19 protein-coding genes are annotated in these 21,229 nt (G+C 69.4%); 11 read left to right on the forward strand and 8 right to left on the reverse strand.

The window, feature by feature from the left end:
* Positions 1-46: 46 nt before the first annotated feature.
* From Q9R47_RS12545 to Q9R47_RS12560, 4 genes are all read left to right on the forward strand, one after another.
* Positions 47-460 carry a hypothetical protein gene (locus Q9R47_RS12545; protein WP_311233528.1) on the forward strand — a complete coding sequence of 138 codons (414 nt, stop codon included), beginning with the start codon at positions 47-49 and terminating at the stop codon, positions 458-460.
* Positions 461-515: 55 nt separating this feature from the next.
* Positions 516-797, forward strand: coding sequence for a helix-turn-helix domain-containing protein (locus Q9R47_RS12550; protein WP_311233529.1), 282 nt, complete (start codon positions 516-518; stop codon positions 795-797).
* A 145-nt stretch (positions 798-942) separates the two neighbouring features.
* Entirely contained in the window at positions 943-1,908 is a 966-nt protein-coding gene (locus Q9R47_RS12555) for a tripartite tricarboxylate transporter substrate binding protein (protein ID WP_311233530.1), read from the forward strand.
* A gap of 30 nt (positions 1,909-1,938) precedes the next feature.
* On the forward strand, positions 1,939-2,877 hold the full coding sequence (locus tag Q9R47_RS12560) for a class I SAM-dependent methyltransferase (RefSeq protein ID WP_311233531.1): 939 nt from the start codon (positions 1,939-1,941) through the stop codon (positions 2,875-2,877).
* 47 nt (positions 2,878-2,924) lie between these two features.
* On the opposite strand, the gene Q9R47_RS12565 is transcribed toward Q9R47_RS12560, so the two are convergent.
* Entirely contained in the window at positions 2,925-3,557 is a 633-nt protein-coding gene (locus tag Q9R47_RS12565; protein ID WP_311233532.1) for a hypothetical protein, read from the reverse strand.
* A 197-nt stretch (positions 3,558-3,754) separates the two neighbouring features.
* Here Q9R47_RS12565 and Q9R47_RS12570 point away from each other — a divergent pair, with 197 nt between their 5' ends.
* Complete coding sequence (locus tag Q9R47_RS12570) at positions 3,755-6,472, forward strand: transglycosylase domain-containing protein (protein WP_404977137.1); 2,718 nt, start codon at positions 3,755-3,757, stop codon at positions 6,470-6,472.
* Positions 6,473-6,475: 3 nt separating this feature from the next.
* Here Q9R47_RS12570 and Q9R47_RS12575 read toward each other — a convergent pair whose 3' ends face one another.
* Together Q9R47_RS12575 and Q9R47_RS12580 are read right to left on the reverse strand one after the other, a co-directional pair.
* On the reverse strand, positions 6,476-7,087 hold the full coding sequence (locus Q9R47_RS12575; protein WP_311233533.1) for a LysE family translocator: 612 nt from the start codon (positions 7,085-7,087) through the stop codon (positions 6,476-6,478).
* Entirely contained in the window at positions 7,087-8,676 is a 1,590-nt protein-coding gene (locus tag Q9R47_RS12580) for a cobalamin-dependent protein (protein WP_311233534.1), read from the reverse strand. Before Q9R47_RS12580 ends, Q9R47_RS12575 begins: the two co-directional genes overlap by 1 nt.
* 317 nt (positions 8,677-8,993) lie before the next feature.
* Between Q9R47_RS12580 and Q9R47_RS12585 the strand changes: the two genes are divergently transcribed.
* The gene (locus Q9R47_RS12585) at positions 8,994-9,794 is read left to right on the forward strand and encodes a transporter substrate-binding domain-containing protein (protein WP_311233535.1); all 801 of its coding nucleotides are present in this window, start codon (positions 8,994-8,996) and stop codon (positions 9,792-9,794) included.
* Positions 9,795-9,860: 66 nt separating this feature from the next.
* Here the strand turns inward: Q9R47_RS12585 and Q9R47_RS12590 are convergent, their stop codons facing one another.
* The 4 genes from Q9R47_RS12590 to Q9R47_RS12605 all read right to left on the reverse strand — a co-directional run bounded on the left by Q9R47_RS12590 (position 9,861) and on the right by Q9R47_RS12605 (position 15,351).
* Positions 9,861-11,186 (reverse strand): leucine-rich repeat-containing protein kinase family protein, encoded by a 1,326-nt coding sequence (locus Q9R47_RS12590; RefSeq protein ID WP_311233536.1) that lies wholly within the window; start codon positions 11,184-11,186, stop codon positions 9,861-9,863.
* Positions 11,187-11,307: 121 nt separating this feature from the next.
* Positions 11,308-13,878, reverse strand: coding sequence for a chemotaxis protein CheW (locus tag Q9R47_RS12595; protein ID WP_311233537.1), 2,571 nt, complete (start codon positions 13,876-13,878; stop codon positions 11,308-11,310).
* Positions 13,879-14,012: 134 nt separating this feature from the next.
* Entirely contained in the window at positions 14,013-14,570 is a 558-nt protein-coding gene (locus Q9R47_RS12600) for an NUDIX hydrolase (RefSeq protein ID WP_311233538.1), read from the reverse strand.
* An 85-nt stretch (positions 14,571-14,655) separates the two neighbouring features.
* On the reverse strand, positions 14,656-15,351 hold the full coding sequence (locus Q9R47_RS12605) for a fumarylacetoacetate hydrolase family protein (protein WP_311233539.1): 696 nt from the start codon (positions 15,349-15,351) through the stop codon (positions 14,656-14,658).
* A gap of 101 nt (positions 15,352-15,452) precedes the next feature.
* Here Q9R47_RS12605 and maiA point away from each other — a divergent pair, with 101 nt between their 5' ends.
* Together maiA and Q9R47_RS12615 are read left to right on the forward strand one after the other, a co-directional pair.
* Positions 15,453-16,121: a maleylacetoacetate isomerase gene (gene maiA / locus Q9R47_RS12610; protein ID WP_311233540.1), complete on the forward strand. Its 669-nt coding sequence runs from the start codon at positions 15,453-15,455 to the stop codon at positions 16,119-16,121.
* The gene (locus tag Q9R47_RS12615) at positions 16,108-17,013 is read left to right on the forward strand and encodes a laccase domain-containing protein (RefSeq protein WP_311233541.1); all 906 of its coding nucleotides are present in this window, start codon (positions 16,108-16,110) and stop codon (positions 17,011-17,013) included. The genes maiA and Q9R47_RS12615 overlap by 14 nt, the downstream gene beginning before the upstream one ends.
* On the opposite strand, the gene Q9R47_RS12620 is transcribed toward Q9R47_RS12615, so the two are convergent.
* Positions 16,918-17,286: a hypothetical protein gene (locus tag Q9R47_RS12620; protein WP_311233542.1), complete on the reverse strand. Its 369-nt coding sequence runs from the start codon at positions 17,284-17,286 to the stop codon at positions 16,918-16,920. The two genes, Q9R47_RS12615 and Q9R47_RS12620, sit on opposite strands and share 96 nt — an antisense overlap.
* Before the next feature lie 143 nt (positions 17,287-17,429).
* Here Q9R47_RS12620 and phaC point away from each other — a divergent pair, with 143 nt between their 5' ends.
* The 3 genes from phaC (at position 17,430) to phbB (ending at position 21,201) form a co-directional block, all read left to right on the forward strand.
* The gene (gene phaC / locus Q9R47_RS12625; protein ID WP_311233543.1) at positions 17,430-19,142 is read left to right on the forward strand and encodes a class I poly(R)-hydroxyalkanoic acid synthase; all 1,713 of its coding nucleotides are present in this window, start codon (positions 17,430-17,432) and stop codon (positions 19,140-19,142) included.
* A gap of 41 nt (positions 19,143-19,183) precedes the next feature.
* Entirely contained in the window at positions 19,184-20,365 is a 1,182-nt protein-coding gene (locus Q9R47_RS12630; protein WP_311233544.1) for an acetyl-CoA C-acetyltransferase, read from the forward strand.
* Between the two features lie 98 nt (positions 20,366-20,463).
* Positions 20,464-21,201 carry an acetoacetyl-CoA reductase gene (phbB, locus tag Q9R47_RS12635; protein WP_311233545.1) on the forward strand — a complete coding sequence of 246 codons (738 nt, stop codon included), beginning with the start codon at positions 20,464-20,466 and terminating at the stop codon, positions 21,199-21,201.
* The last annotated feature ends 28 nt before the right edge of the window (positions 21,202-21,229 follow it).

The following is a 21,229-nucleotide window of genomic DNA, read 5'->3' on the forward strand; positions in this document are numbered from 1 at the left end:
CCGAAATGGCACCGCATTGCACTTTGCAGATCCCCCGCCAGGGCCAGTGGCGCGATGCAGCCACCGTCGCCTCGTGGGGTGGTGCGGAAGGGGGCTGGCCAACAAGGACAACCACGCACGCAACACCGCGCTGCAGCGCGACTGGAACGGCAACGTCGGGCTGTCGCCGCTGTTCGATTTCGCACCCATGTACCTGCACCCGGACGGCATCGCGCGCCGTATCCGCTGGGACGGCAGCGACGGCGGCCAGCCGGACTGGCGCCGGGTGATCGAGGCGGTCTGCGCGCAGGCCGGCACGGTGCTGAGCCCGGACGCCCTGCTGGGGGGCCTGCAGGCCATGGCCGAGCCGCTGGCCCGCATCGCGGAGCGGGGCCACCACCTGGGCCTGGAGCCCGACGTGCATGCCCATCTGCAGCCGGGCCTGGCCGCCATGGCCGATCGCCTGGCGCGCCTGCGGTGAACGGCACGGTGGCGACGCCTGCACCACCCGCGACGACAATCCTTTCGCACCCTCCATGGACAAACGCTACAAGCCGCTCTCGCCCCCCGAGCAACTCGCCCAGCGCCGCCAGGCCATCGACGAGGTGCTGGCGCATCCCGAATGGACGCTGGCCGAGGCCGTGTGGCACCTGAAGGCCGGCCTGCGCCTGACGAGTGCGGAACTGGCGCGCGTGTCCGGCGTGTCGCAGAAGACGCTGCTGGACATCGAACAGGGACGCAGCCCGGGAACTGTGCAGACGCTCAACCGCATCCTGGCCGTGGCGGGGCTCAAGCTGGGCGTGGTGCGGGCGCGTTAGCCCACGCGTTGGCCCTGCATCGCCGGAACGGGCCACGCGCCAATCGCCGGTGCGGACCCGGCATATCATCGAAGCCACCCCCCACGCGCTTCACCGCCGTGCGGCACCGGCCGCCTTCCGGCCAAGACAACCAGGAGACATTCCCATGCGATGGAAATTCTGCGCGCCGCTGGCGCTGCTCGCGCTGTCGACCGCGGCCTCGGCCGCCTGGCCGGACAGGCCCATCACCCTCGTCGTGCCCTTTCCCCCGGGCCAGGCCACCGACATCTTCGCGCGCGCCCTGGCGGAGAAGCTCGGCACGCGCCTGGGCCAGCCGCTGGTGGTGGACAACAAGGCGGGCGCCGGCAGCAACATCGGCACCGAGCAGGTGGTGCGCTCCAAGCCCGACGGCTACACGCTGGTGATGGCGGGCAGCGCGATGGCCGTGAACCAGACGCTCTATCGCAAGGTCAATTTCGATCCGCGCAAGGACCTGCAGGGCATCAGCCTGGTCGCCAAGGTGCCGCTGGTATTCCTGGCGAACCCGGGCTCGGGCATCCGCAGCATGCAGGACCTCGTGGCCCGCGCGCGGGCCGAACCCGGCAAGCTGAGCTATGCGAGTGCCGGCATCGGCGGCACGCAGCACCTGAGCGCCGAAATGGTGAAGGCGCGCGCCCGCGTCGAGATCGAACACATTCCCTACAAGGGCAGCGGGCCTGCGCAGGCCGATTTCATCGGCGGTCAGGTGCCGCTGATGGTGGATTCGGTGACGGCGGGCCTGGCGAACATCCAGGCCGGCAAGGCGGTGCCGCTGGGCGTGACCTCCGCGACGCGCTCCAGCCAGCTGCCGCAGGTGCCGACGATCGCCGAGAGCGGGCTGCCGGAGTTCAAGGGTTTCGAGGCCGTCGGCTGGCTCGGTCTGATGGCGCCCAAGGGCACGCCCCGGCCCGTGGTGGATCGCCTGAACCGCGAGGTGGTGGACATCCTGAACGGCCCGGACATGCAGAAGTTCATCCGCGACCGGGGATCCGAGCCTGCGCCGACCACGCCCGAGGCGATGGACCAGTTCGTCGCCAGCGAGATCGTGGAGTGGGGCAAGGCGGTGAAGCAATCCGGCGCGTCGGTGGACTGAACTACCTTCTGACCAGGCGACCCCGACCCCATGCAAGCTTTGCTCGACGCCATCGCGGCCATGCCCCGTCCCGGGGATGCGCAGCGCCTCTTCCACGGCCGGGGCGGCCTCTATCCGGGCTGCGAACAGTGGTCGCTGGACGCGTACCCGCCCGCTTTCGTGCTCACCAGCTTCCTGCCCATGGAGGAAGGCGTCCTCGCCACCGTGGGCGCAGCGCTGCAGGCCCGCTGGGCGCAGGTCGCCCCGGGCGAGCCGCTGTGCTGGGTGTTCCAGTGCCGGCATCCGGACCAGCCGGAGACCCGGCTGATGGCCGGCGAGGTGCCCGATCCCCACGCGGTGGCCGAGCAGGGCGCGCGCTACCGGGTGCACGTACTGCGCGGCCAGAACCACGGCCTGTTCCTCGACATGGCCGAGGGACGGCGCTGGGTGCGGGAGCACGTGGCCGCGCGCCGGGCTGCGACGGGGCGCGGGCCCCGCGTGCTGAACCTCTTCGCCTACACCTGCGCCTTCTCCGTCGCGGCGCTGCAGGGCGGGGCGGCCCAGGTGGTGAACGTCGACATGGGGCGGGGCGCGATCGCGATCGGGCAGCAGAACCACCGCCTGAACGGCCTGGACCAGGGCGCCAGCTTCCTGGCGCACGATGTGTTCACGACCTGGGGCAAGATCGGCCGCGGCGGCCCGTACGACCTCGTCATCGCCGACCCGCCCAGCTACCAGAAGGGCAGCTTCGTCGCGACGAAGGACTATGCCCGGCTCATGCGCCGGCTGCCCGATCTGCTGGTACCCGGCGGGCATGCGCTGCTCTGCCTGAACGCGCCCGAGCTGGGCACGGATTTCCTCTTGCAGCGGATGCGCGAGCAGGCGCCCGGAATGCGCTGGGTGGAACGGGTCGCGAACCCGGCGGTGTTCGCCGACGTGGATGCGGAGCGTTCGCTCAAGGTGATGGTATTCGCGGCGGACGGGTCCTGAGGCAGCGACGGGCCCTGACGCAGCGCCGGGCGCGGGGGCGCGGCGCGTCAGCTTTCGTGCTGCCGCAGGCGGAACGTGGCGCCCTCGAAATGTCCTTGCACGGTGCAGTGCGCGGGCGAGGCCCCTGCGCTGCCCCGGGCTTCCAGCTCCATCGCATAGTCTCCGGACACCACCGCGCGCGCATCGCCTTGCGCGTCGTGGGCGATCACCCGCACATCGGTGATGCGCAGCTCTCCCGAGCGGGCCTGCCATGGTTCGGCGGGGAGCCTGAACACCGTGCCGGTTCCCGTGCCGGGGCCGTCCGCCGCGGCGGGCGCGGCCATGCCGGCATGCAGCTGGAATGCACCCGACAGCCCGCCGATGTGCTCGGGCCGCAGCAGGCCCGGTGCGGCCGTCAGGTTGAACTGCACACCCGTGGCGTCGGGGGGGCCTTCGTCCGGCGCGCGGATGCCCAGGGCGATCACCAGTTCATCGTCGCCGTCGAGCTGGGCTGCGTACAGCGTGTCCCAGCGGGTTTCGGCGTCTTCCCACTGGTGGTGGGCGCCGCACAGGTCGATCGCGAAACGGGTGGGCGGCAGCGGGCCGTCGGTGCAGCCGGAGAGCAGCGCGGCGGCCACGAGGATCAGGCCGGCTGCGGGGCCGTGCATCGCCCGGGGGCGCAGGAGGGGTGTCGGCATCATGGGGGAACAAGCGTAACAAGAACGAGTCCCACTTGCGTGACGGACAAGATCGCGACCGCGAACCCGTTACCATCGCGCCCGCGGAACCCGCGCCGGCCTCGCCGGAGCGGACCCTTCCGCCGGTCCGGGTCGCCGCGCTGCGCGCATCCCGGACCACGCCCGCCCGCTGCGACCAGGGGTATCTATCTCGTGACCATGTGATTGCTTCTCTTCCCGCTTCCCTGCGTGCCTGGTGGGCCCGCGGTCCGTTGTCGTCGGCGGCCCGCCGCACCGGCGCTGCGCTGCGCTGGATCGCCGCCCGCGGGCCGGCACGCATGCTGCTCTGGGCACTGGCCGCGGTGCCGGCGGCGCTCGTGGTCTACACCCTGCTGCTCTGGCCATTCACGCCCGCGATCAGCGACATCCGCAAGGCCAAGACGGAGCAGCCGGCCCAGCTCGTCTCCGCCGACGGCCGACTGCTGGCCGAATACCGCTGGGTGAACCGGGAATGGGTGGCGCTGGAGGACATCGCGCCTTCCGTCGTGGATGCGCTGATCGCCACCGAGGACCACCGCTTCTACGACCATTTCGGGCTGGACTGGCGGCGCACGGCATCGGCGCTGATCCGCACCCTGGGCGGCGACAAGCAGGGCGGATCGACCATCACGCAGCAGCTGGCGCGCAACCTGTACCCGGAGGACATCGGCCGCGCGCCCACGCTGACGCGCAAGCTCAAGGAGGCGATCACGGCCTTCAAGATCGAGGTGCTCTACTCCAAGGACGAGATCCTGGAGACGTATCTCAACACCGTGCCGTTCCTCTACAACGCCTACGGCATCGAGATGGCGGCGCGCACCTACTTCGACAAATCGGCCGACAAGCTCACCGTGCTGGAAAGCGCCACGCTGATCGGCATGCTCAAGGGCACGAGCTACTACAACCCGGTGCTGAACCCGGAGCGTGCGCAGGAGCGCCGCAACGTGGTGCTGGCGCAGATGGAAAAGCGCGGCAAGCTGTCGCCGCAGGACTTCCAGACGCTCTCGAAACGGCCGCTGCGCATCCGCTTCGAACGGCAGGTGGAGACCGCGGGCCCTGCGCCGCACCTCGCGCAGCAGCTGCGCAAGCAACTGATCGACTGGGCCGACCGCAACGGCTACAGCCTGTATGCCGACGGCCTGGTGATCCGCACCACCATCGACTTCCGGCTGCAGACCTTCGCGAACCAGGCCGTGGCGCGGCAGGGACGCCAGCTGCAGTCGGTCGCCGACGGCGCGTGGGGGCCGCGGGCGTGGAACGCCAAGAGCCCGCTCGTGCAGTCGTTCGTGCGCGAAACCCCGCAGTACGCGGCCGCGGTCGCCAAGGGGGCCCCGCCCGAGGAGGCCTTGAAGGACCTGCTGGACGACGCCGATTTCCTGCGCAAGCTGCGGCAGGAGAAGACCCGGGTGCAGGCGGGCTTCCTCGCCATGGACCCGCGCACCGGCCAGATCCGCGCCTGGGTGGGCAGCCGGGACTTCGCGCAGGACCCGTTCGACCACGTGCAGGCGGCACGGCGCCAGCCCGGCTCGACCTTCAAGCCCTTCGTCTATGGGGCGGCTTTCGCCAACGGCTCGAAGCCCACGGACACCCTGATCGACCAGGCGGTGGAAATCCCCCTGGGTGGCGGCCGCGTCTGGCGGCCCACGGACGAGGGCGCGGCGCCGAGCGGCGAGCCCATGACGCTCGCCGACGGCCTGGCCTTCTCGAAGAACACGATCACCGCCCAACTGATGCAGCAGGTCGGCCCCGAGCGCGTCGCCGCCCTGGCACGCGCCATGGGCGTGCGCGAGTCGCCGCTTGATGCCGTGCCCTCGCTGGCGCTGGGCACGAGCGCCGTGACGCTCAAGGAAATGGTGGCCGCCTACGGAACGATCGCGGAGGCGGGCCGCTACATCGCGCCCACGGTCATCACGCGCATCGAGGACAAGGACGGCAAGGTGCTGGAGGATTTCGCGCCGGCGGCGCCCGAGCGGGCGCTCGCCGCCGGCCCGGCGCAGATGCTGCGCGACGCGCTGCGCGGCGTCGTCGACAAGGGCACGGGCGCGGCGATCCGCTCGCGCTACGGCATCACGGCCGACGTGGCCGGCAAGACCGGCACCACCCAGGACAACACCGACGGCTGGTTCCTGCTGATGCATCCGCAACTGGTGGCGGGTGCCTGGGCGGGCTTCAACGACGGCCGCGTGACGCTGCGCAGCGACTACTGGGGCCAGGGCGCCCACAGCGCGCTGCCGATGGTGGGCGACGTGTTCCAGCAGGCCCTGCGCGCACGGGTGATCGACGCGCGCGAGAAATTCGTCGACCAGGCGGAAACCAGCTGGGTCGGCCAGGCCGTGGACGGCGTGCGCCAGTGGGCGTTCTCGGTGTACGACCTGTTCGGCCGGCGGACCGACACCCAGGGCCCGGCCCAGGAGCCCGGGCCGCGCGCTCCGGCCGCCGTGCCGCCCGCGAGTACGCCCGCCAGCGTGCCGGCGGACATCCGGCCCGAGATCACCGAGGCACCGCTCGTGCCGCTGCAGAACGCCACGCCGTGGGCGACCGAGGGCGCCGATGCGCCGTCGGCACCTGCATCGCCACAGCCTTCGCCGCAGCAGACTTCGCCGCAGCCATCCTCGCCGCAGTACGACATCGTGCCTGCGCCGTCCTCGGCCCCGGGAACCGGTCCCGCCACCGGTTCCGTGCAGCCGCAGTCCGGGTCGCCGACGCAGGGTCCCGTGTCCGGCGCGGTGGCCGGGCCGTCTCCGCAGCCGGGAGCTCCGGGCGGGGCCGTTCCGGGTGTCGTGGTCAGCACGCCGGTGCAGCGCGGTGTCGTGGTTTCGACACCGGGGAACGCCCCGTTCGTCGTCGAAACCGCTCCGCCGCCGGGGCAGGCATCCCAGAATCCTGCCCCTGCCCGGTGAGCGCTAATCCTGGACGATCGCCAGAATACCGAGCGTGATGAACAGCAGGCCTGCCGTCCACTGGCAGGCGCTGAACAGCCTCCCGCCCGGTGTCAGGCGCTCCCGCAGCGGATGCGCGAGGGCGATGCAGGCCACGTCGGACAACGAGAACAGCACGTTGGCGCAGAGGCCCAGAAGAAACACCTGCCACCCCAGCCCGAGGGCGGCATCCGGGTCCGTGAACTGCAGCAGGAACGAGAAATAGAACAGCGCCGATTTGGGATTCAAGGCTTCGATGAGCGCGCTGGACGCCAGGATGTTCCTCGGCAGGCACGCCGACTCGTGAATCGAAGCCCGCGCGCGGATGCGCTGGATGCCCAGCCAGACCAGGTAGCCCCCCGCGGCCAGTTTCAAGGCGTGGTAGAGGCCCGGTGACGCCTTGAGGACCGCCACCGCGCCGATGGCGACGATGCCGACCTGGAACAGCGACCCGAGGTGGATGCCGAGTGCGGACACCATGCCCGCGCGCTGGCCGTGCTGCAGTGTGAGCGAGACGGTCTGCAGCAGGGCCGGCCCCGGAATGAAGCCGAAGCCGATACACGTCAGCACGAAAACGGCGATCTGCTCGTTCGTCATCAGAAATCGTCTCCTACGACGATCCCCAATTGCCGGCATTCGCTGCGCACACGGTCGCGCGCGGCCGCGATACGGCCCTTGGAGATCCCGGGCATGAAGGCCCGGATGTAGTCGTCGATGGCTTCTTCCCGGTCGAACGTATCGACCTGCCGGTAACGCTGGGCGATGCGGCGCCGCAGCGCGCCATCGCTGATCGGAAGGCCCAGGCGCGCCGACACGGCTTCCGCCTCGTCGGGATGGGTCAGGTAATGGAAATCCTTGGAACCCGGCTCGGGAGACAGCAGCTCGATATCGGCGCTCACGATCACGTCGTGTCCTGTCTTCAGGAAGCCGGCGTACGTGGCGACGTTCTCTTCCAGCAACGCTTCGTTCATGCCGAGGTGGCCCAGCACGAAGCCTGCCTTGATGGCGACTCCATGTTGCCGCGCATTGTCCAGCGCGCGGAGATTGGCCTCGTGCATCCGGCCCGCGGCCGACGCAGGGTCCTTGCTGCGCAGGGGCTTGTTGAGTGCCATCAACGAGCGGGCCGCGCCGGCATCCACCCCGACGAACAGGATCCGAAAACCGATATGCCGCATGGCCTGCAGGACGTGCTCTTTCTCCATGCCGTCGGTGCGGGCGTAGCCGACGAGGACGGGCCGTTCTTCCGGCTGCAGTGATTGCCACCATGGGGGAGGCGATTCCGCCATGTCCAGCAGGAGCCGGGAAAACGTCAGGGGCAGCTCGTCGGCGGTCACGTACAGGTAATCGTATCCGGCCTCGCAGGCCTGGTGGATGACGCGCCACGCGCGCTCCGCGGGCAGTTCGTTCTTCCACATGCCGCCGTACTGGATCGAGCAGAAGGAGCAGGCGTCGTCGCCACTGAACTTGATGCAGCCGCGGCCGATCTCGACGGGCACGCCGCGGGTCACGCGCCGTCCGGTGAGCTCGAGGATGCGCTGGCCCAGCCGGCGGTTGAAGTTCCGCGTGTAGGTGTCGCTGTGGGGCAGTGTGCGATCGATCAAGCCGTAGTCGACGATCTGATTGACGTCTTCCCGGATGATCGGATCCCGGATGATTCTGTCGTCTGCCCAGCGGACCGACCCCGGGTAGATGTCGATGGCGCGGGATTTCTGCCTGTCGACCAGATAACGCGAAAGGCTCGCGTAAACCTCGTTGCCCGCGAAACCGCAGTCGATCAATCCGCGGTGGCGTGGCAGGATTTTCTCGTTCATCGCCGTGAAGTGATCGTTGCCCATCACGATGGCGATATCCGGATCGATATGCCGTACCGCTTCTGCGATGCGGATCGCCGATTCGTAATTCGCCGTGATCGCGCTGAGACAGACCGCCAGGGTGCCGTCGGCTGCGGCGGACACGGTCTCGATAATGGCATCGAACGCATGGATGACGCCGTCAATATACCTTCCTTTCAACCCGGGAACGGCATCTATGTACGAAGCGAGGGACAGTATTCCGAGGTGGGGGAAGTTGGCCCAGTCGGTGTGCTGCACGCCCTTGGTGACCGTGTTGGCCTGGGCATATTCCGTGAATACGTCGTCGCTGTTGGGAGGGTTGATGAAGAATACGATGTCTCTCGCCCTGCGCATGGGAATCCCTCCTTTATCCGTCTGTGCGCAGGTGATTAATCACATGCACCGTTCCTCGAAAATATTTTTTATCCTAACCCTGGCCACGGCCGAGAAATAGCTGCTCGGGATTACGCAACGTATAATCTTTGCTAAGTGCGGCTAACACGACCCAGCGAAGCGGTTCTGGCTAGGCGCCGTATCGCAGGCAGTACGATGGGTACGACAAGATGCGGCAACGACGCCAGAAGGGTCGTGTCAACCGCTCTAATCCCTCGCCCGGACCTCCTGCCGGCCTCTCCGGGTGCGGCCTGTCTTCCCTCTGAAAGCTCCCCAGCATGCTGCTTCCGTACCGATTCGCCCGCGCAACCTCTCTCTCTGCGGCGGCCGCTTTGGCCTGCGCCGCGATCCTGCCCGCGGCGGTCCATGCCGGCCCCCGGCTGGACCGCATCATGGAAACGAAGGTGCTGCGCGTCGGCACGCCGGGCGACTACCGTCCCTTCGCCATCAGGGCCGAGGGTGGCGGCTATTCCGGCCACGACATCGACGTGGTCGAGACCATGGCAAAAGAGCTGGGCGTCAAGATCGAGTACGTGCCCACGAGCTGGCCCCAGCTCATGAAGGACATCCAGGCCGACAGGTTCGACGTGGCGGTGGGCGGCATCACGCGCAACGTTGCGCGCATCCGGCAGATCGAGATGCTGCCGGGCTACGCGCCGTTCGGCAAGGTGGCGCTGGTGCGGGCCGCCGACAAGGACAAGTACCGGAGCGTGGCCGACCTGAACCAGCCCGGCGTGCGCGTCATCAAGAACCCGGGCGGCACCAACGAAACCTTCGTGCTCGAGAACCTCAAGGCGGCCCAGGTGAGCACGCACGACAGGAATGCGGAGATTCCCGCGCTCATCGCGGGCGGCAAGGGCGACGTGATGATCACCGAAACCTATGAGGCGCTGCATTACGCCAAGGCCGACCCGCGCCTGTATGCGGCCTTCGTCACCGCGCCGCTCACGCCGCAGAACACCCTGGGCTTCATGCTGCCCAAGGACGATGCGGATTACTCGCGGGTGATGGAGTTCGTCTGGGGCCTGATGGACGCCCGCGGCCAGCTCAAGCAGGCCGCCGACCAATGGCTCCGGTGAGCCTCGGGGTGGCGGGGGCCCCGGGCCGTCGCCGCACCGCCGTTTGATCCCTGGACGGCCGGCCGCTCAGGCTGCGGCCCACGGCACCGTGCGGGCCGCCAGTTCCGCGGCATCGGGCCGGGTGGCAGGGCGTTCGGCCAGGCAATCGCCGGCCAGCGTTCGTGCGCCGTCGGGCAGCGGTCCCTCGGCATGGTCACACAACTCCGCGAGCAGCACGCCGAATGCGCGCACGTCCATGCGCCGCGCCGCGTCGCCCATCGGCCCTGGCGGCGCGAAGGCCGCCGCGCCGAAGTCGCCCAGCAGGCTGCAGGCCTGGCCGGACGGCGCGTCCGGGCGCCACAGCAGGTTGTGTGCGTACAGGTCGCCGTGCGCCAGCCCGCGCCCGTGCAGGTGTGCCAGCGCCGACGCCACATCGGCGGCGATGCGCAGGGCCACGTCGCACGGCAGCCGCAGCCCCGCGGGATAGATGTCGCGCGTGCAGCTCTCGAAACTGGGCGGGCCGGCCAGCGTGCGGTAGGCCGCCGGGATGCGTTCCATCACCAGGCCCTGCGTGCCGTCCGGATGGCCGTTCAGCCGCCCCAGCACCGGAATCAGCCGGGGGTGCCGGCCCGCGGCCAGGCTGGCCGCCAGCTCGGAAAGCGGTCGGCCGTCGCTGGTGACCTCCCCCTTGAAGAGCTTGACGGCCACGTCCCGCTGCCCGGCGCCGGAGGGCAGGCGGGCCGCCAGGATGCGTCCGGAAGCGCCTTCGCCCAGCACCTCGCCCACGTACAGGCTGGACCAGCCCACCTGTGCGGCGCCGTGCCCGCTGCGCGCGCGTGCTTCGGCGGCTTCATTGAAAGGGTTGCCGCCCATGGCCAGCCATGCGAGCCGCGGGAGTTCGGCCAGCCAGCCGGGCAGGGCGTCGAACCGGTTCGCGGCGATGCGCAGCAGCTCCAGGGATGCGCAGCGCTGCAGCGTGCCGGGCAGCGCGCGCAGGTGGTTGCCGGCGAGCATCAGCTTCTGCAACCGGTGCCGGTCCCCGAGGGCGTCGGGCAAGGCCGCGATGGCGTTGTCGGTCAGGATCAGCCAGCGCAGCCGCGGAGGCAGGGCCTCCGCCGGCACGTGGGTGATCCGGTTGGATTTGAAGCCCACCATTTCCAGCTGCGCGCAGGCCCCCAGGGCCGTGGGGAGTTCGGTGAAGCGGTTGGCCGAGGCGAAGAGCACCTTCAGCCGATGCAGCCGGTGCAGATCATCGGGCAGCGTGGACAGGTGGTTGCCGGAGAGGTCCAGCACTTCCAGTGTGTCGGCCAGGTCGAACACTTCGTGGGGGAAGGTCTCGAGGCCGGCGGCGATGCGCAGCGTGCGGGCGCCGGCGAGCGCGCCCGCGCGCAGGCGTTGCAGTTCATCGGTCATCAGGTGAGGAGGTGGGCGGCCCGGGGCCGTCCGGTCGATCGGTAGCGGCCCTAGTGTACGGGCGTGCCGGCGACCGGCGGCGTGCCGTGCAGGGCCTCGGATTCCTTCCCGCAGACCCGCGTCAGGCGGCCTCGGGCAGCGGCCCCTGCGGCTCGCGCGTCCCCCGCAGCAGCCGCACCAGGCGGGACACGTTCAGGCACTGCACCAGGGTGCGGCCGCCGTTGGCCTTTATCAGCTCCGTCACCACGGCGCCGCCCAGGCCGGACAGGCCCGGCGCTGGAAAGATGTTCGCCGCCGCGAAGTGGACCACGCTGTGCAGTTCGCACACCAGCAGGCCGACGACCGTGCCGCCGTCCTGTGCCACGATGACCTGGCTCTGTGCCGAGCGCGTGCCGGGCCGGCCCGTCAGCAGCTCGTGGACATCGAACACCCACGCGTATTCCAGGACCTTCCCGTTGGAACGCAGGGGCACGGTGCCCATGCAGCAGGGCAGGCCCGCGGCCGACACGCGGGCGATCTGGGCGACGGGAAGCGCTTCCACGACATGCGCGGCAGGCAGCGCGAAGATGCTGTCGCCGATGAAGAAGGTGGCCATTTCCCGGCCCTCGCCCGTGCCCGCTTCGCTCAGCAGCGTGGCATGGCGGCGCTGGGCGGCCTCCAGGGCGCCGGGTACCTGCGCGCCGAAGGACTGCACGGAGAGCGCGAGCACGTCCTCGCGGTAGCCGTCGCACACCTTGAATTCCCGGTAGCCGTGCGACGCCGCGCAGGCGACGATGCAATACTCTCCTTCGTGGACGATGGCCCGCGACAGGCTCCGCCCACTGGCCACGGCCAGCATGTCCTCGGGCACGCTCAGGACCGTTCCCACCGGCACCCGGGGATCGGCACTGGAGAGCACTGCGCCGTCCCTGCCGAGGAAGAAGCTGCGCGTGCGGGACTTGGTGGCGAGCGCGCCCCGCAGCATGGCCTCGAACTCCTCTTCGGCGTTGAAGACGATGCCGATCCCGCCCACGACGGCGCCCTCGTCGCCGGGCGCGCGGACCGCCGCATGGTAGACGTAGGTGCTGCGCCCGCCATAGAAGGCGCTGGCCTGCCACGGTGCGACGTGGTAGGACTGCGTGTCTTTCATGGCCAGCACCGCGGCCAGCGTGTCCTGCTCGATGTGCATGCCCACCACCGAGCGGCCGTCGTCCAGCGTGGGCCGGCTCGAGGCGATGATGCGGCCCTCGCGGTCGTACACCATGAGACGGGCATACACCGTGTAGAGCCCGTTGATGTGCTCGAGGATGCGCTGCACGTTCGCGACGCCCTCGGGCGTGCGGGCCTCGGGCCGGCCGTCGGCCAGCAGGGCACGCAGTTCCGGCGCCAGGGCCCACCAGCGGCAGTCGTTCGCGCGCTCGTACAGGTTGCGGTCGAGCAGGTCGACCAGCAGCTGCGTCAGCAGCTCTCCGTCCCGCATGCTGGACATGAGCACCGTGCCGTACAGCTCGCGGATGGAGCGGCCGAATACCTCGTTGGTGAGCGCGCCGGTTTCTCCGATCTGCTCGAGCACCGCCTTGAGGCGCACGACGTCCTGGTGCTCCCGCCCGGTCATGACTTGGCCGTTCCAGACCACGCGCCGGATGGTGTCGGCGGCGTTCACGATGGCATGCAGCGGCGGGCAGAAATGCCGCGCGTGGCTCAGGAGCCCGTGGCCCACGCCAGGCTCCAGTTGATCCAGCACCTGGCTCGGCTCGCCCGAGAAGGCCAGGTCCACCGGCGCCATGACCTGGCCGCGCCAGCCGGCGGGGCCCGGGTAGCCCTGGTAACCGGCGGCGGCCACGGTCTGCACCAGATAGGCGCGTCCGGCGTGCACCTGCAGTGCGGGAGCGCCGGCCTCGTTGACGGGAACCTGGGCGCCCACGGGAATCCAGAGCGGGTCGCCGCTGGCGATGACCCGGTGCCCGCTGTCCAGCAGCAGGGGGATCTGGCGTTGCTGCCCATGGCTGCGCGCCTGGAAGATGCCCTGCATTTCATCGGCGAAGGCGAAGCTCAGGCAGAGCACGCCCACGGGCTCGCGGGTCTGCGGATGCAGCATGCGGTGCGAGTACAGCAGCGCATGGCGCTTTCCCGGCCGCAGGTCGGTGGGGCCGAAGCTCTCGACGAATCCATCGCTCTTCAGTGTGCGGGCCAGCAGCGCATCCTGCGTGCCCTCGACAGGGCTGGTTTCGTCGATCTGCGCCACCACCGCGCCCTTGCAGTCCAGCAGCATGATCTCGTCGTACACGGTGTACTTGTTGCGGTACTCCCGCAGGCGCATCAGCACCGCGCCCTGGTCGGTATCGAGCCCGGCGACGAAGCGGCACAGGTCCTGGTCGGTGGCCAGGAAGCCCACGTCGGCCGTGCGCTCGTACAGGTTGCGCACCACGATGTCGATCACATGCCGCGCACTGGTGCCCAGCTCGGCCATCACCTGCCCGATGGACTCCCCCACGAGGGAGTGCACCAGTTCGGTTTCGAGTTGCTGGAAGCCCTCGCGGGTGGCGCTCATCATCGGGAGGATGCTGCGCGCCTCCTCGGGGCAGTTCATCTTGGCCGACGACTCGATGAGCCGCCACATCAGATTCAGTTCGCGCAATGCGCTTTCGTAGCGCGTCACTTCCCGCATGAAGGGGAGGAATTTTTCTGTGGGTGTGGCCGCCGATGTCTGCATGGAGTCTCCTGCGCCCCCCGCCCGGGTGCGTCGCAACTCGACAAGCAAACCGCGTGCCCAAATTACACCGGGTTACACCCCGCCATGGGCCGAAATCCATTCGCCGGGAAAGGCCGGCCCCCGGGGTGGACCCGTCAGAGGATGTCGGCGCAGTACACCCGGCCCGCGCCCAGCACGCCGGCGCGGCGGTCGGCGAAATAGCGTTCGAGCGTCGCCTTCACGGTGCGGAAGGCGATCTCCTCCCACGGGATCTCGTCTTCCGTGAACAGGCGGGCCTCGATGGTCTCGTAGCCCGGCGCGAACTGGTCGCTCTGGAGCGTCGCGAGGAAGAACATATGCACCTGCCCGACGCGCGGCACGCTGAGCACCGAAAAAAGCGGGCCCATCTCGATGTGCGCGCCGGCCTCCTCGTCGGTCTCGCGGGCCGCGCCCTCGGCGGTGGTCTCATGCAGTTCCATGAAGCCCGCCGGCAGCGTCCACTTCCCCCAGCGCGGCTCGATGTTGCGCTTGCACAGCAGCACGCGGTCGCCGAGCACCGGCACCGTGCCCACCACGTTCAGCGGGTTCTCGTAGTGGATCGTGTGGCAGGCCGGGCAGACCGCGCGCAGCTTGGTGTCACCGTCGTCGGGCACGCGGTACACCACGGCGGTTCCGCATTCACGGCAGTGCTTGATGGGGCTGCGAACGGTCATGGGGATCGGGGGAATGGGCCCCCGGCAGCGAGGGCGTGATGGATGGATGCGATGGAGGGGGCGCCTCGAGACGCCGGGCAGGGCTTCAGACCATTTCGACGCGCAGCGTTCCCAGGCCTTCGACACCGCCTTCCAGGACGTCGCCGCGCACCACGGCGGCCACGCCTTCGGGAGTGCCGGTGAAGATGAGGTCGCCGGGCTGCAGCTCCCAGGCGGCGGAGAGGTGCTCGATCGTCTCGGCGATGTTCCAGATCAGCTGCGACACGCTGCTGCGCTGGCGGTCGGCGCCGTTGACCTGCAGCCAGATGCCCGCCTTGGCCACATCGCCGGCCTGCACGGCGGGCGTGATCGGGCCGATGGGTGCACTGTGGTCGAAGCCCTTGCCGATGCTCCAGGGGCGGCCCTGCTTCTTCATGTCGTTCTGCAGGTCGCGCCGGGTCATGTCCAGGCCGACGGCGTAACCCCAGATGTGCTGCAGCGCGTCCGCCGCGGCGATGTTCCTGCCGCCCTTGCCGATCGCCACCACCAGTTCGATCTCGTGGTGCAGGTTGGCCGTGAGGCTGGGGTAGGGCATCTTGCCGGTTTCGCCCGCCGCCACGGGCAGGACGGCGTCGGCCGGCTTCATGAAGAAGAACGGCGGCTCGCGGCCCGTGAAGCCCATCTCCTTCGCATGTTCCTCGTAGTTGCGGCCGACGCAGTAGATGCGGTGGATCGGGAAGCGCTCGGCCGTGCCCGCCACGGGCACGCTGGGGATCGGGGCGGGAGAAATCACGTAGGTCATGGGGAATGTCGTCTCGTCGTGTGGTGGGCGGTCGAGCGCGCCGTGCGGGCGCGGCGCGCTGCCAGAGTGTGCCATGCACGGGACGTTATGCTCGCCGGACCATGAAGCTGTTCAACTACTTCCGATCTTCCGCCTCCTACCGCGTGCGCATCGCGCTGGCGCTGAAGGGGCTGGCCTACGAGTACGTTCCCGTGCATCTGGTGCGTGCCGAGCACCGCGATCCCGATTATGCGGACCGGGTGGGGGATGCGCTGCTGCCGGCGCTGGAGCTGGACGACGGCACCACGCTCGTGCAGTCCATGGCGATCATCGAATTCCTGGACGAAACCCATCCGGCGCCCCCGCTGCTGCCCGCCGATGCCCTCGGACGCGCGCACGTGCGGGCGCTGGCCCAGATGGTGGCGTGCGAGATCCACCCCGTGAACAACCTGCGCGTGCTGAAGTACCTGACGCAGACGCTCGGCCAGGACGACTCCGCCAAGACCTCCTGGTACCGGCACTGGGTGCGCAGCGGGCTGGAAGCCTTCGAGCGGCAGCTCGGCCTGCTGGCCGAGGACCGCCGGGCGGGCGGACTGCCGCCGTCGCGGTTCTGCTGGGGGGACACCCCGACGCTGGCGGACTGCTGCCTGGTGCCGCAGATCTTCAACGCCCAGAGGTTCCAGGTGGACCTGGCCGGCCTGCCGCGCACCCTGGCGGCGTGGGAGGCCGCGACGGCGCTGCCGGCCTTCCAGGCGGCCCATCCGTCCGCCTGCCCGGATGCCGAGGGCTGACGGCGTGGCGGCCGGCCCCATCGCCGACCGCGGGCTTCCGCAGGGATGGCTGGTGCCCGACTGGCCCGCGCCCGCGCACGTGCATGCGCTGTGCACCGCGCGCGCCGGCGGGGTGAGCCAGGGGCCCTGGGAGGCGTTCAACCTCGGCGACCACGTGGGAGACGACCCGGAGGCAGTCCGGGAGAACCGCCGCCGCCTGCGCCGGTGGCTGGCCGGCCTGGAACATCCGGATGCCGCCACGGCCGTGGCACCCACCTTCCTGAAACAGGTCCACGGTACGGCCGTGGTGGATCTCGACGCGGGCGTGCCCGACGGCACCGAAGCCGATGCGTGCGTCGCCAGCCGCCCCGGGCGTGCCTGCACGGTGATGGTGGCGGACTGCCTGCCGGTGCTGTTCACGAACCGGACGGGCACGCGGGTGGCCGCGGCGCACGCCGGCTGGCGCGGCCTGGCCGGCGGTGTGCTGGAGCAGGCCGTCGCGCGGTGGGTGACGGCGACCCTGCCGGCGGAGGCCGGATCGACGCAGCCGTTCCCTGGCCTGGGTGCTATTGCAGGGCACGGCGTGCTCGCCTGGCTCGGACCCTGCATCGGCCCTTCCGCTTTCGAAGTGGGTGAAGAGGTACGGCAGGCGTTCTGCGCGCAGGACGCAGGCGCGGCAGCGCATTTCACGGCCGCGCGCCCCGGCAAGTACCTGGCGGACCTGCCCGGCCTCGCGCGGCGCCGGCTCGTGGCGCTGGGGGTGGAGGGTGTCTACGGCAACGACGGCAGCGACGCGTGGTGCACCGTCCTGCAGTCGTCACGGTTCTTTTCGCACCGGGCCTCGATGGAGCGGTTCGGGGCCAGCGGCGGGCGCTTCGCCGCCTGCGTGTGGCTCGGCGGGGCCGCCGGGTAGCCCGAGGGTGGGCGAGGCCCGGCCCGCCCCGGCCTCAGGGGCTTTGGCGGCCTGTGCCTTGGCCTGGTACGCCTCGGCCTCGCTCCGCTCCCGCTCGCGCAGGGCCCGCTTGCGGGCCGGCGTGCCCAGGATGTACGCCACGATGGCGACGGGCACCAGGCCATAGAAGATGAACGTCACCGCGGCGCCCAGCAGGCTGCCCTGCGGGCTCGCCGCCTCCGCGACCGCCATCATCACCGTCACATACAACCAGCCGATGACTACCAGATACATGGGGCTCCATTCCGAAAACTGAGCTATATCGTGAAAAACCGAAAGCGGCATTGCCTCGTGGCCTTCCGCTCGGCAACAATGCCGGTGTGCGTTCCCGCGGGATGGCCCTGCGGGATGGCATGATGGGGAGAGGAGACACGTTCATGGATTTTGATGCAGGCTGGGCCGCGAACGCCCAGCAGATCCAGCAGAAGCTGAGCGAAAGCTGGACGCAGGCGCTCGCCGCGTTCCGGCAGGCCGGTGGCGGTGCCGCCGCGAACGGCGATCCCGCGCAGGCGCTGCCCGCGATCCGCTTTTCTCCCGACAAGCTCGCGGAACTGCAGCAGCAGTACCTGAAAGAGGCCTCGGAGCTCTGGAGCCAGGCGATGCGCCCGGCCGAACTCAAGGACCGGCGGTTCAGCGCCACGGCCTGGTCCGAGAACCCTATGGCGGCCTTCTCGGCAGCCGCCTACTTGCTCAATGCGCGCACCCTGATGGGCCTGGCCGAGGCGGTGGATGCCGACGCCAAGACCCGTGCCCGCCTTCGCTTCGGCGTGGAGCAGTGGATGGCCGCGATGGCGCCCAGCAACTTCCTCGTCTTCAATCCCGAGGCGCAGAAGAAGGCGATCGACACGCAGGGCGAGAGCATCGCGAAGGGCGTCGCCAACATGCTGCACGACATGCGCCAGGGGCATGTGTCGATGACCGACGAGACCGTCTTCGAGGTCGGCCGCAACGTGGCCACGTCCGAAGGCGCGGTGGTCTACGAGAACGCGCTGTTCCAGCTCATCGAGTACAAGCCGCTGACGCCCAAGGTGCACGAGCGGCCGCTGCTGGTGGTGCCGCCCTGCATCAACAAGTTCTACATCCTCGATCTGCAGCCCGAGAACTCGCTGATCCGCCACGCGGTGTCCGAGGGCCACCGCACCTTCGTGGTGAGCTGGCGCAATCCGGACGAGAGCCTGGCCCACACCACCTGGGACGAATACATCGAGGATGCCGTCCTCTGCGCCATCGAGACCACCCGCGAGATCGCCGGCAGCGACCAGATCAACGCGCTGGGCTTCTGCGTCGGCGGCACGATGCTCGCGACGGGCCTGGCCGTGCTGGCCGCGCGCGGCGAAGAGCCCGTGGCCAGCGCCACCTTCCTCACCACCTTCATCGACTTCGCCGAGACCGGCATCCTCGACGTGTTCATCGACGAGAGCTTCGTGCGCTTCCGGGAGATGCAGATGGGGCAGGGCGGACTCATGAAGGGCCAGGACCTTGCCTCTACCTTCAGTTTCCTGCGACCGAACGACCTCGTCTGGACGTACGTCGTCGGCAACTACCTGAAGGGCGAGACGCCGCCTCCGTTCGACCTGCTCTACTGGAACAGCGACTCGACCAACCTGCCCGGGCCGTTCTACGCCTGGTACCTGCGCAACCTCTACCTCGAGAACAACCTCGTCAAGCCCGGTCGGCTGACGGTGTGCGGCGAGCCGATCGACATGAACCTGGTCGATCTGCCCGTCTACATCTACGGCTCGCGGGAGGACCACATCGTTCCCGCCGCCGCGGCCTACGCATCCACCCAGGCGCTGCCGGGCGACCGGCGGTTCGTCATGGGCGCATCGGGCCACATCGCGGGCGTGATCAATCCCCCGGCCAAGAAGAAGCGCAGCCACTGGCTCCGCGAGGACGGCGTGTTTCCCGAGACCCTGGCGGACTGGCTGGCGGGCGCGACCGAGCACCCCGGCAGCTGGTGGACCGACTGGGCCGGCTGGCTCCGCGGCCATGCGGGGCCCATGGTGGCGGCCCCCCGACGCTACGGCAAGGGCGCCCGTTTTCAGGCCATCGAGCCGGCACCGGGGCGCTACGTGCGCCAGCGCTCCTGAATTTTCACCTCATTCGTTCATTCACCATTCTTAGGATCGACATGGAAGATATCGTCATCGTTTCCGCCGTCCGCACGCCCGTGGGCAAGTTCGGCGGCGCGCTCGCCAAGACCCCAGCCACCGAACTCGGCGCCATCGTGATCAAGGAAGCCCTGGCGCGCGCCAACGTGCCGCTCGACCAGGTGGGCGAAGTGATCATGGGCCAGGTGCTGACGGCGGGTGCGGGCCAGAACCCCGCCCGCCAGGCCATGATGAAGGCGGGCGTGGCGAAAGAGACGCCGGCCCTGACCATCAACGCCGTCTGCGGCTCGGGACTGAAGGCCGTGATGCTCGCCGCCCAGGCCGTCGCCACCGGCGACAGCGAGATCGTGGTCGCGGGCGGCCAGGAGAACATGAGCCTGTCGCCCCACGTGCTCAACGGCTCGCGCGACGGGCAGCGCATGGGCGACTGGAAGATGGTCGATTCGATGATCGTGGACGGCCTGTGGGACGTCTACAACCAGTACCACATGGGCATCACCGCCGAGAACGTCGCCAAGCAGGAGGGCATCTCCCGCGAGCAGCAGGATGCCCTGGCCCTCGCCAGCCAGCAGAAGGCGGCCGCGGCGCAGGACGCCGGCCGCTTCAAGGACGAGATCGTGGGCGTGAGCCTGCCGCAGAAGAAGGGCGATCCCGTCCTGTTCGAGGCCGACGAATACCTGAACCGCAAGACCAGTGCCGAAGCCCTCGCGGGCCTGCGCCCGGCCTTCGACAAGGCCGGCACCGTGACGGCGGGCAACGCCTCCGGCCTCAACGACGGCGCTGCCGCCGTGGTGGTGATGAGCGCCAAGAAGGCGGCCGAACTCGGCCTCAAGCCCCTGGCCCGCATCGTCGCCTACGCCACGAGCGGCCTCGACCCGGCCACGATGGGCCTGGGCCCGATTCCCGCCACCCGCAAGGTGCTGCAGCGCGCGGGCTGGGATGCCGGCGACGTCGATCTGTTCGAGCTCAACGAGGCGTTCGCTGCGCAGGCCTGCGCCGTCAACAAGGGCCTGGGCATCGATGCCGCCAAGGTGAACGTCAACGGCGGTGCGATCGCCATCGGCCATCCCATCGGCGCCTCCGGCTGCCGTGTGCTGGTCACGTTGCTGCACGAGCTGCAGCGCCGCGATGCCCGCAAGGGCGTGGCCGCGCTGTGCATCGGTGGCGGCATGGGCGTGTCGCTGGCCGTCGAGCGGGTCTGAACGGTTCGAGGGGGCGCTGCTGGGTGTTTACCTCAGCCCCGGGCCCCTGGAACTTGGATAGAGTGATTGTGTGAATCGTTGATCAGGAGATACATGATATGAACCAGAAAGTAGCGTATGTCACGGGGGGCATGGGTGGCATCGGCACGGCCATCTGCCAGCGGTTGCACAAGGAAGGCTTCAAGGTGATCGCGGGATGCGGCCCCACGCGCGACCACGCGAAGTGGCTGGCCGAGCAGAAGGAGCAGGGCTTCACGTTCCACGCATCGGTCGGCAACGTGGGTGACTGGGATTCCACGGTCGCGGCCTTCACCAAGGCCAAGGCCGAGCACGGCACGGTCGACGTGCTGGTGAACAACGCCGGCATCACGCGTGACCGCATGTTCGTGAAGATGTCCCGTGAAGACTGGGACGCCGTGATCGAGACCAACCTCAACAGCATGTTCAACGTGACCAAGCAGGTCGTGGGCGACATGGTGGAGAAGGGCTGGGGCCGCATCATCAACATCAGCAGCGTGAACGGCGCCAAGGGCCAGGCCGGCCAGACCAACTACTCGGCCGCCAAGGCGGGCATGCACGGCTTCTCGATGGCGCTGGCGCAGGAACTGGCGACCAAGGGCGTCACGGTGAACACCGTGAGCCCGGGCTACATCGGGACGGACATGGTGAAGGCGATCCGCCCGGACGTGCTCGAGAAGATCGTGGCGACGGTGCCGGTGAAGCGCCTGGGCGAACCCAGCGAGATCGCCTCGATCATCGCCTGGCTGGCCTCGGAAGAGGGCGGCTATGCGACCGGCGCCGATTTCTCGGTGAACGGTGGTCTGCACATGGGCTGAGGCCACTTGCCCACGCCCGCCCTGGGTG

Source organism: Acidovorax sp. PRC11 (assembly GCF_031844105.1).
Taxonomy (GTDB): domain Bacteria; phylum Pseudomonadota; class Gammaproteobacteria; order Burkholderiales; family Burkholderiaceae_C; genus Paracidovorax.

Excerpts from the sequence above, each read along its gene's own strand:
- Q9R47_RS12550 (WP_311233529.1), top strand. The coding sequence starts at position 516 with ATGGACAAACGCTACAAGCCGCTCTCGCCCCCCGAGCAACTCGCCCAG.
- Q9R47_RS12605 (WP_311233539.1), bottom strand. The coding sequence starts at position 15,351 with ATGACCTACGTGATTTCTCCCGCCCCGATCCCCAGCGTGCCCGTGGCG.
- Q9R47_RS12615 (WP_311233541.1), top strand. The coding sequence starts at position 16,108 with ATGCCGAGGGCTGACGGCGTGGCGGCCGGCCCCATCGCCGACCGCGGG.
- Q9R47_RS12585 (WP_311233535.1), top strand. The coding sequence starts at position 8,994 with ATGCTGCTTCCGTACCGATTCGCCCGCGCAACCTCTCTCTCTGCGGCG.
- Q9R47_RS12630 (WP_311233544.1), top strand. The coding sequence starts at position 19,184 with ATGGAAGATATCGTCATCGTTTCCGCCGTCCGCACGCCCGTGGGCAAG.
- Q9R47_RS12600 (WP_311233538.1), bottom strand. The coding sequence starts at position 14,570 with ATGACCGTTCGCAGCCCCATCAAGCACTGCCGTGAATGCGGAACCGCC.
- Q9R47_RS12620 (WP_311233542.1), bottom strand. The coding sequence starts at position 17,286 with ATGTATCTGGTAGTCATCGGCTGGTTGTATGTGACGGTGATGATGGCG.
- Q9R47_RS12580 (WP_311233534.1), bottom strand. The coding sequence starts at position 8,676 with ATGCGCAGGGCGAGAGACATCGTATTCTTCATCAACCCTCCCAACAGC.
- Q9R47_RS12555 (WP_311233530.1), top strand. The coding sequence starts at position 943 with ATGCGATGGAAATTCTGCGCGCCGCTGGCGCTGCTCGCGCTGTCGACC.
- Q9R47_RS12595 (WP_311233537.1), bottom strand. The coding sequence starts at position 13,878 with ATGCAGACATCGGCGGCCACACCCACAGAAAAATTCCTCCCCTTCATG.
- phaC (WP_311233543.1), top strand. The coding sequence starts at position 17,430 with ATGGATTTTGATGCAGGCTGGGCCGCGAACGCCCAGCAGATCCAGCAG.
- phbB (WP_311233545.1), top strand. The coding sequence starts at position 20,464 with ATGAACCAGAAAGTAGCGTATGTCACGGGGGGCATGGGTGGCATCGGC.
- Q9R47_RS12560 (WP_311233531.1), top strand. The coding sequence starts at position 1,939 with ATGCAAGCTTTGCTCGACGCCATCGCGGCCATGCCCCGTCCCGGGGAT.
- Q9R47_RS12590 (WP_311233536.1), bottom strand. The coding sequence starts at position 11,186 with ATGACCGATGAACTGCAACGCCTGCGCGCGGGCGCGCTCGCCGGCGCC.
- Q9R47_RS12565 (WP_311233532.1), bottom strand. The coding sequence starts at position 3,557 with ATGATGCCGACACCCCTCCTGCGCCCCCGGGCGATGCACGGCCCCGCA.
- Q9R47_RS12575 (WP_311233533.1), bottom strand. The coding sequence starts at position 7,087 with ATGACGAACGAGCAGATCGCCGTTTTCGTGCTGACGTGTATCGGCTTC.
- maiA (WP_311233540.1), top strand. The coding sequence starts at position 15,453 with ATGAAGCTGTTCAACTACTTCCGATCTTCCGCCTCCTACCGCGTGCGC.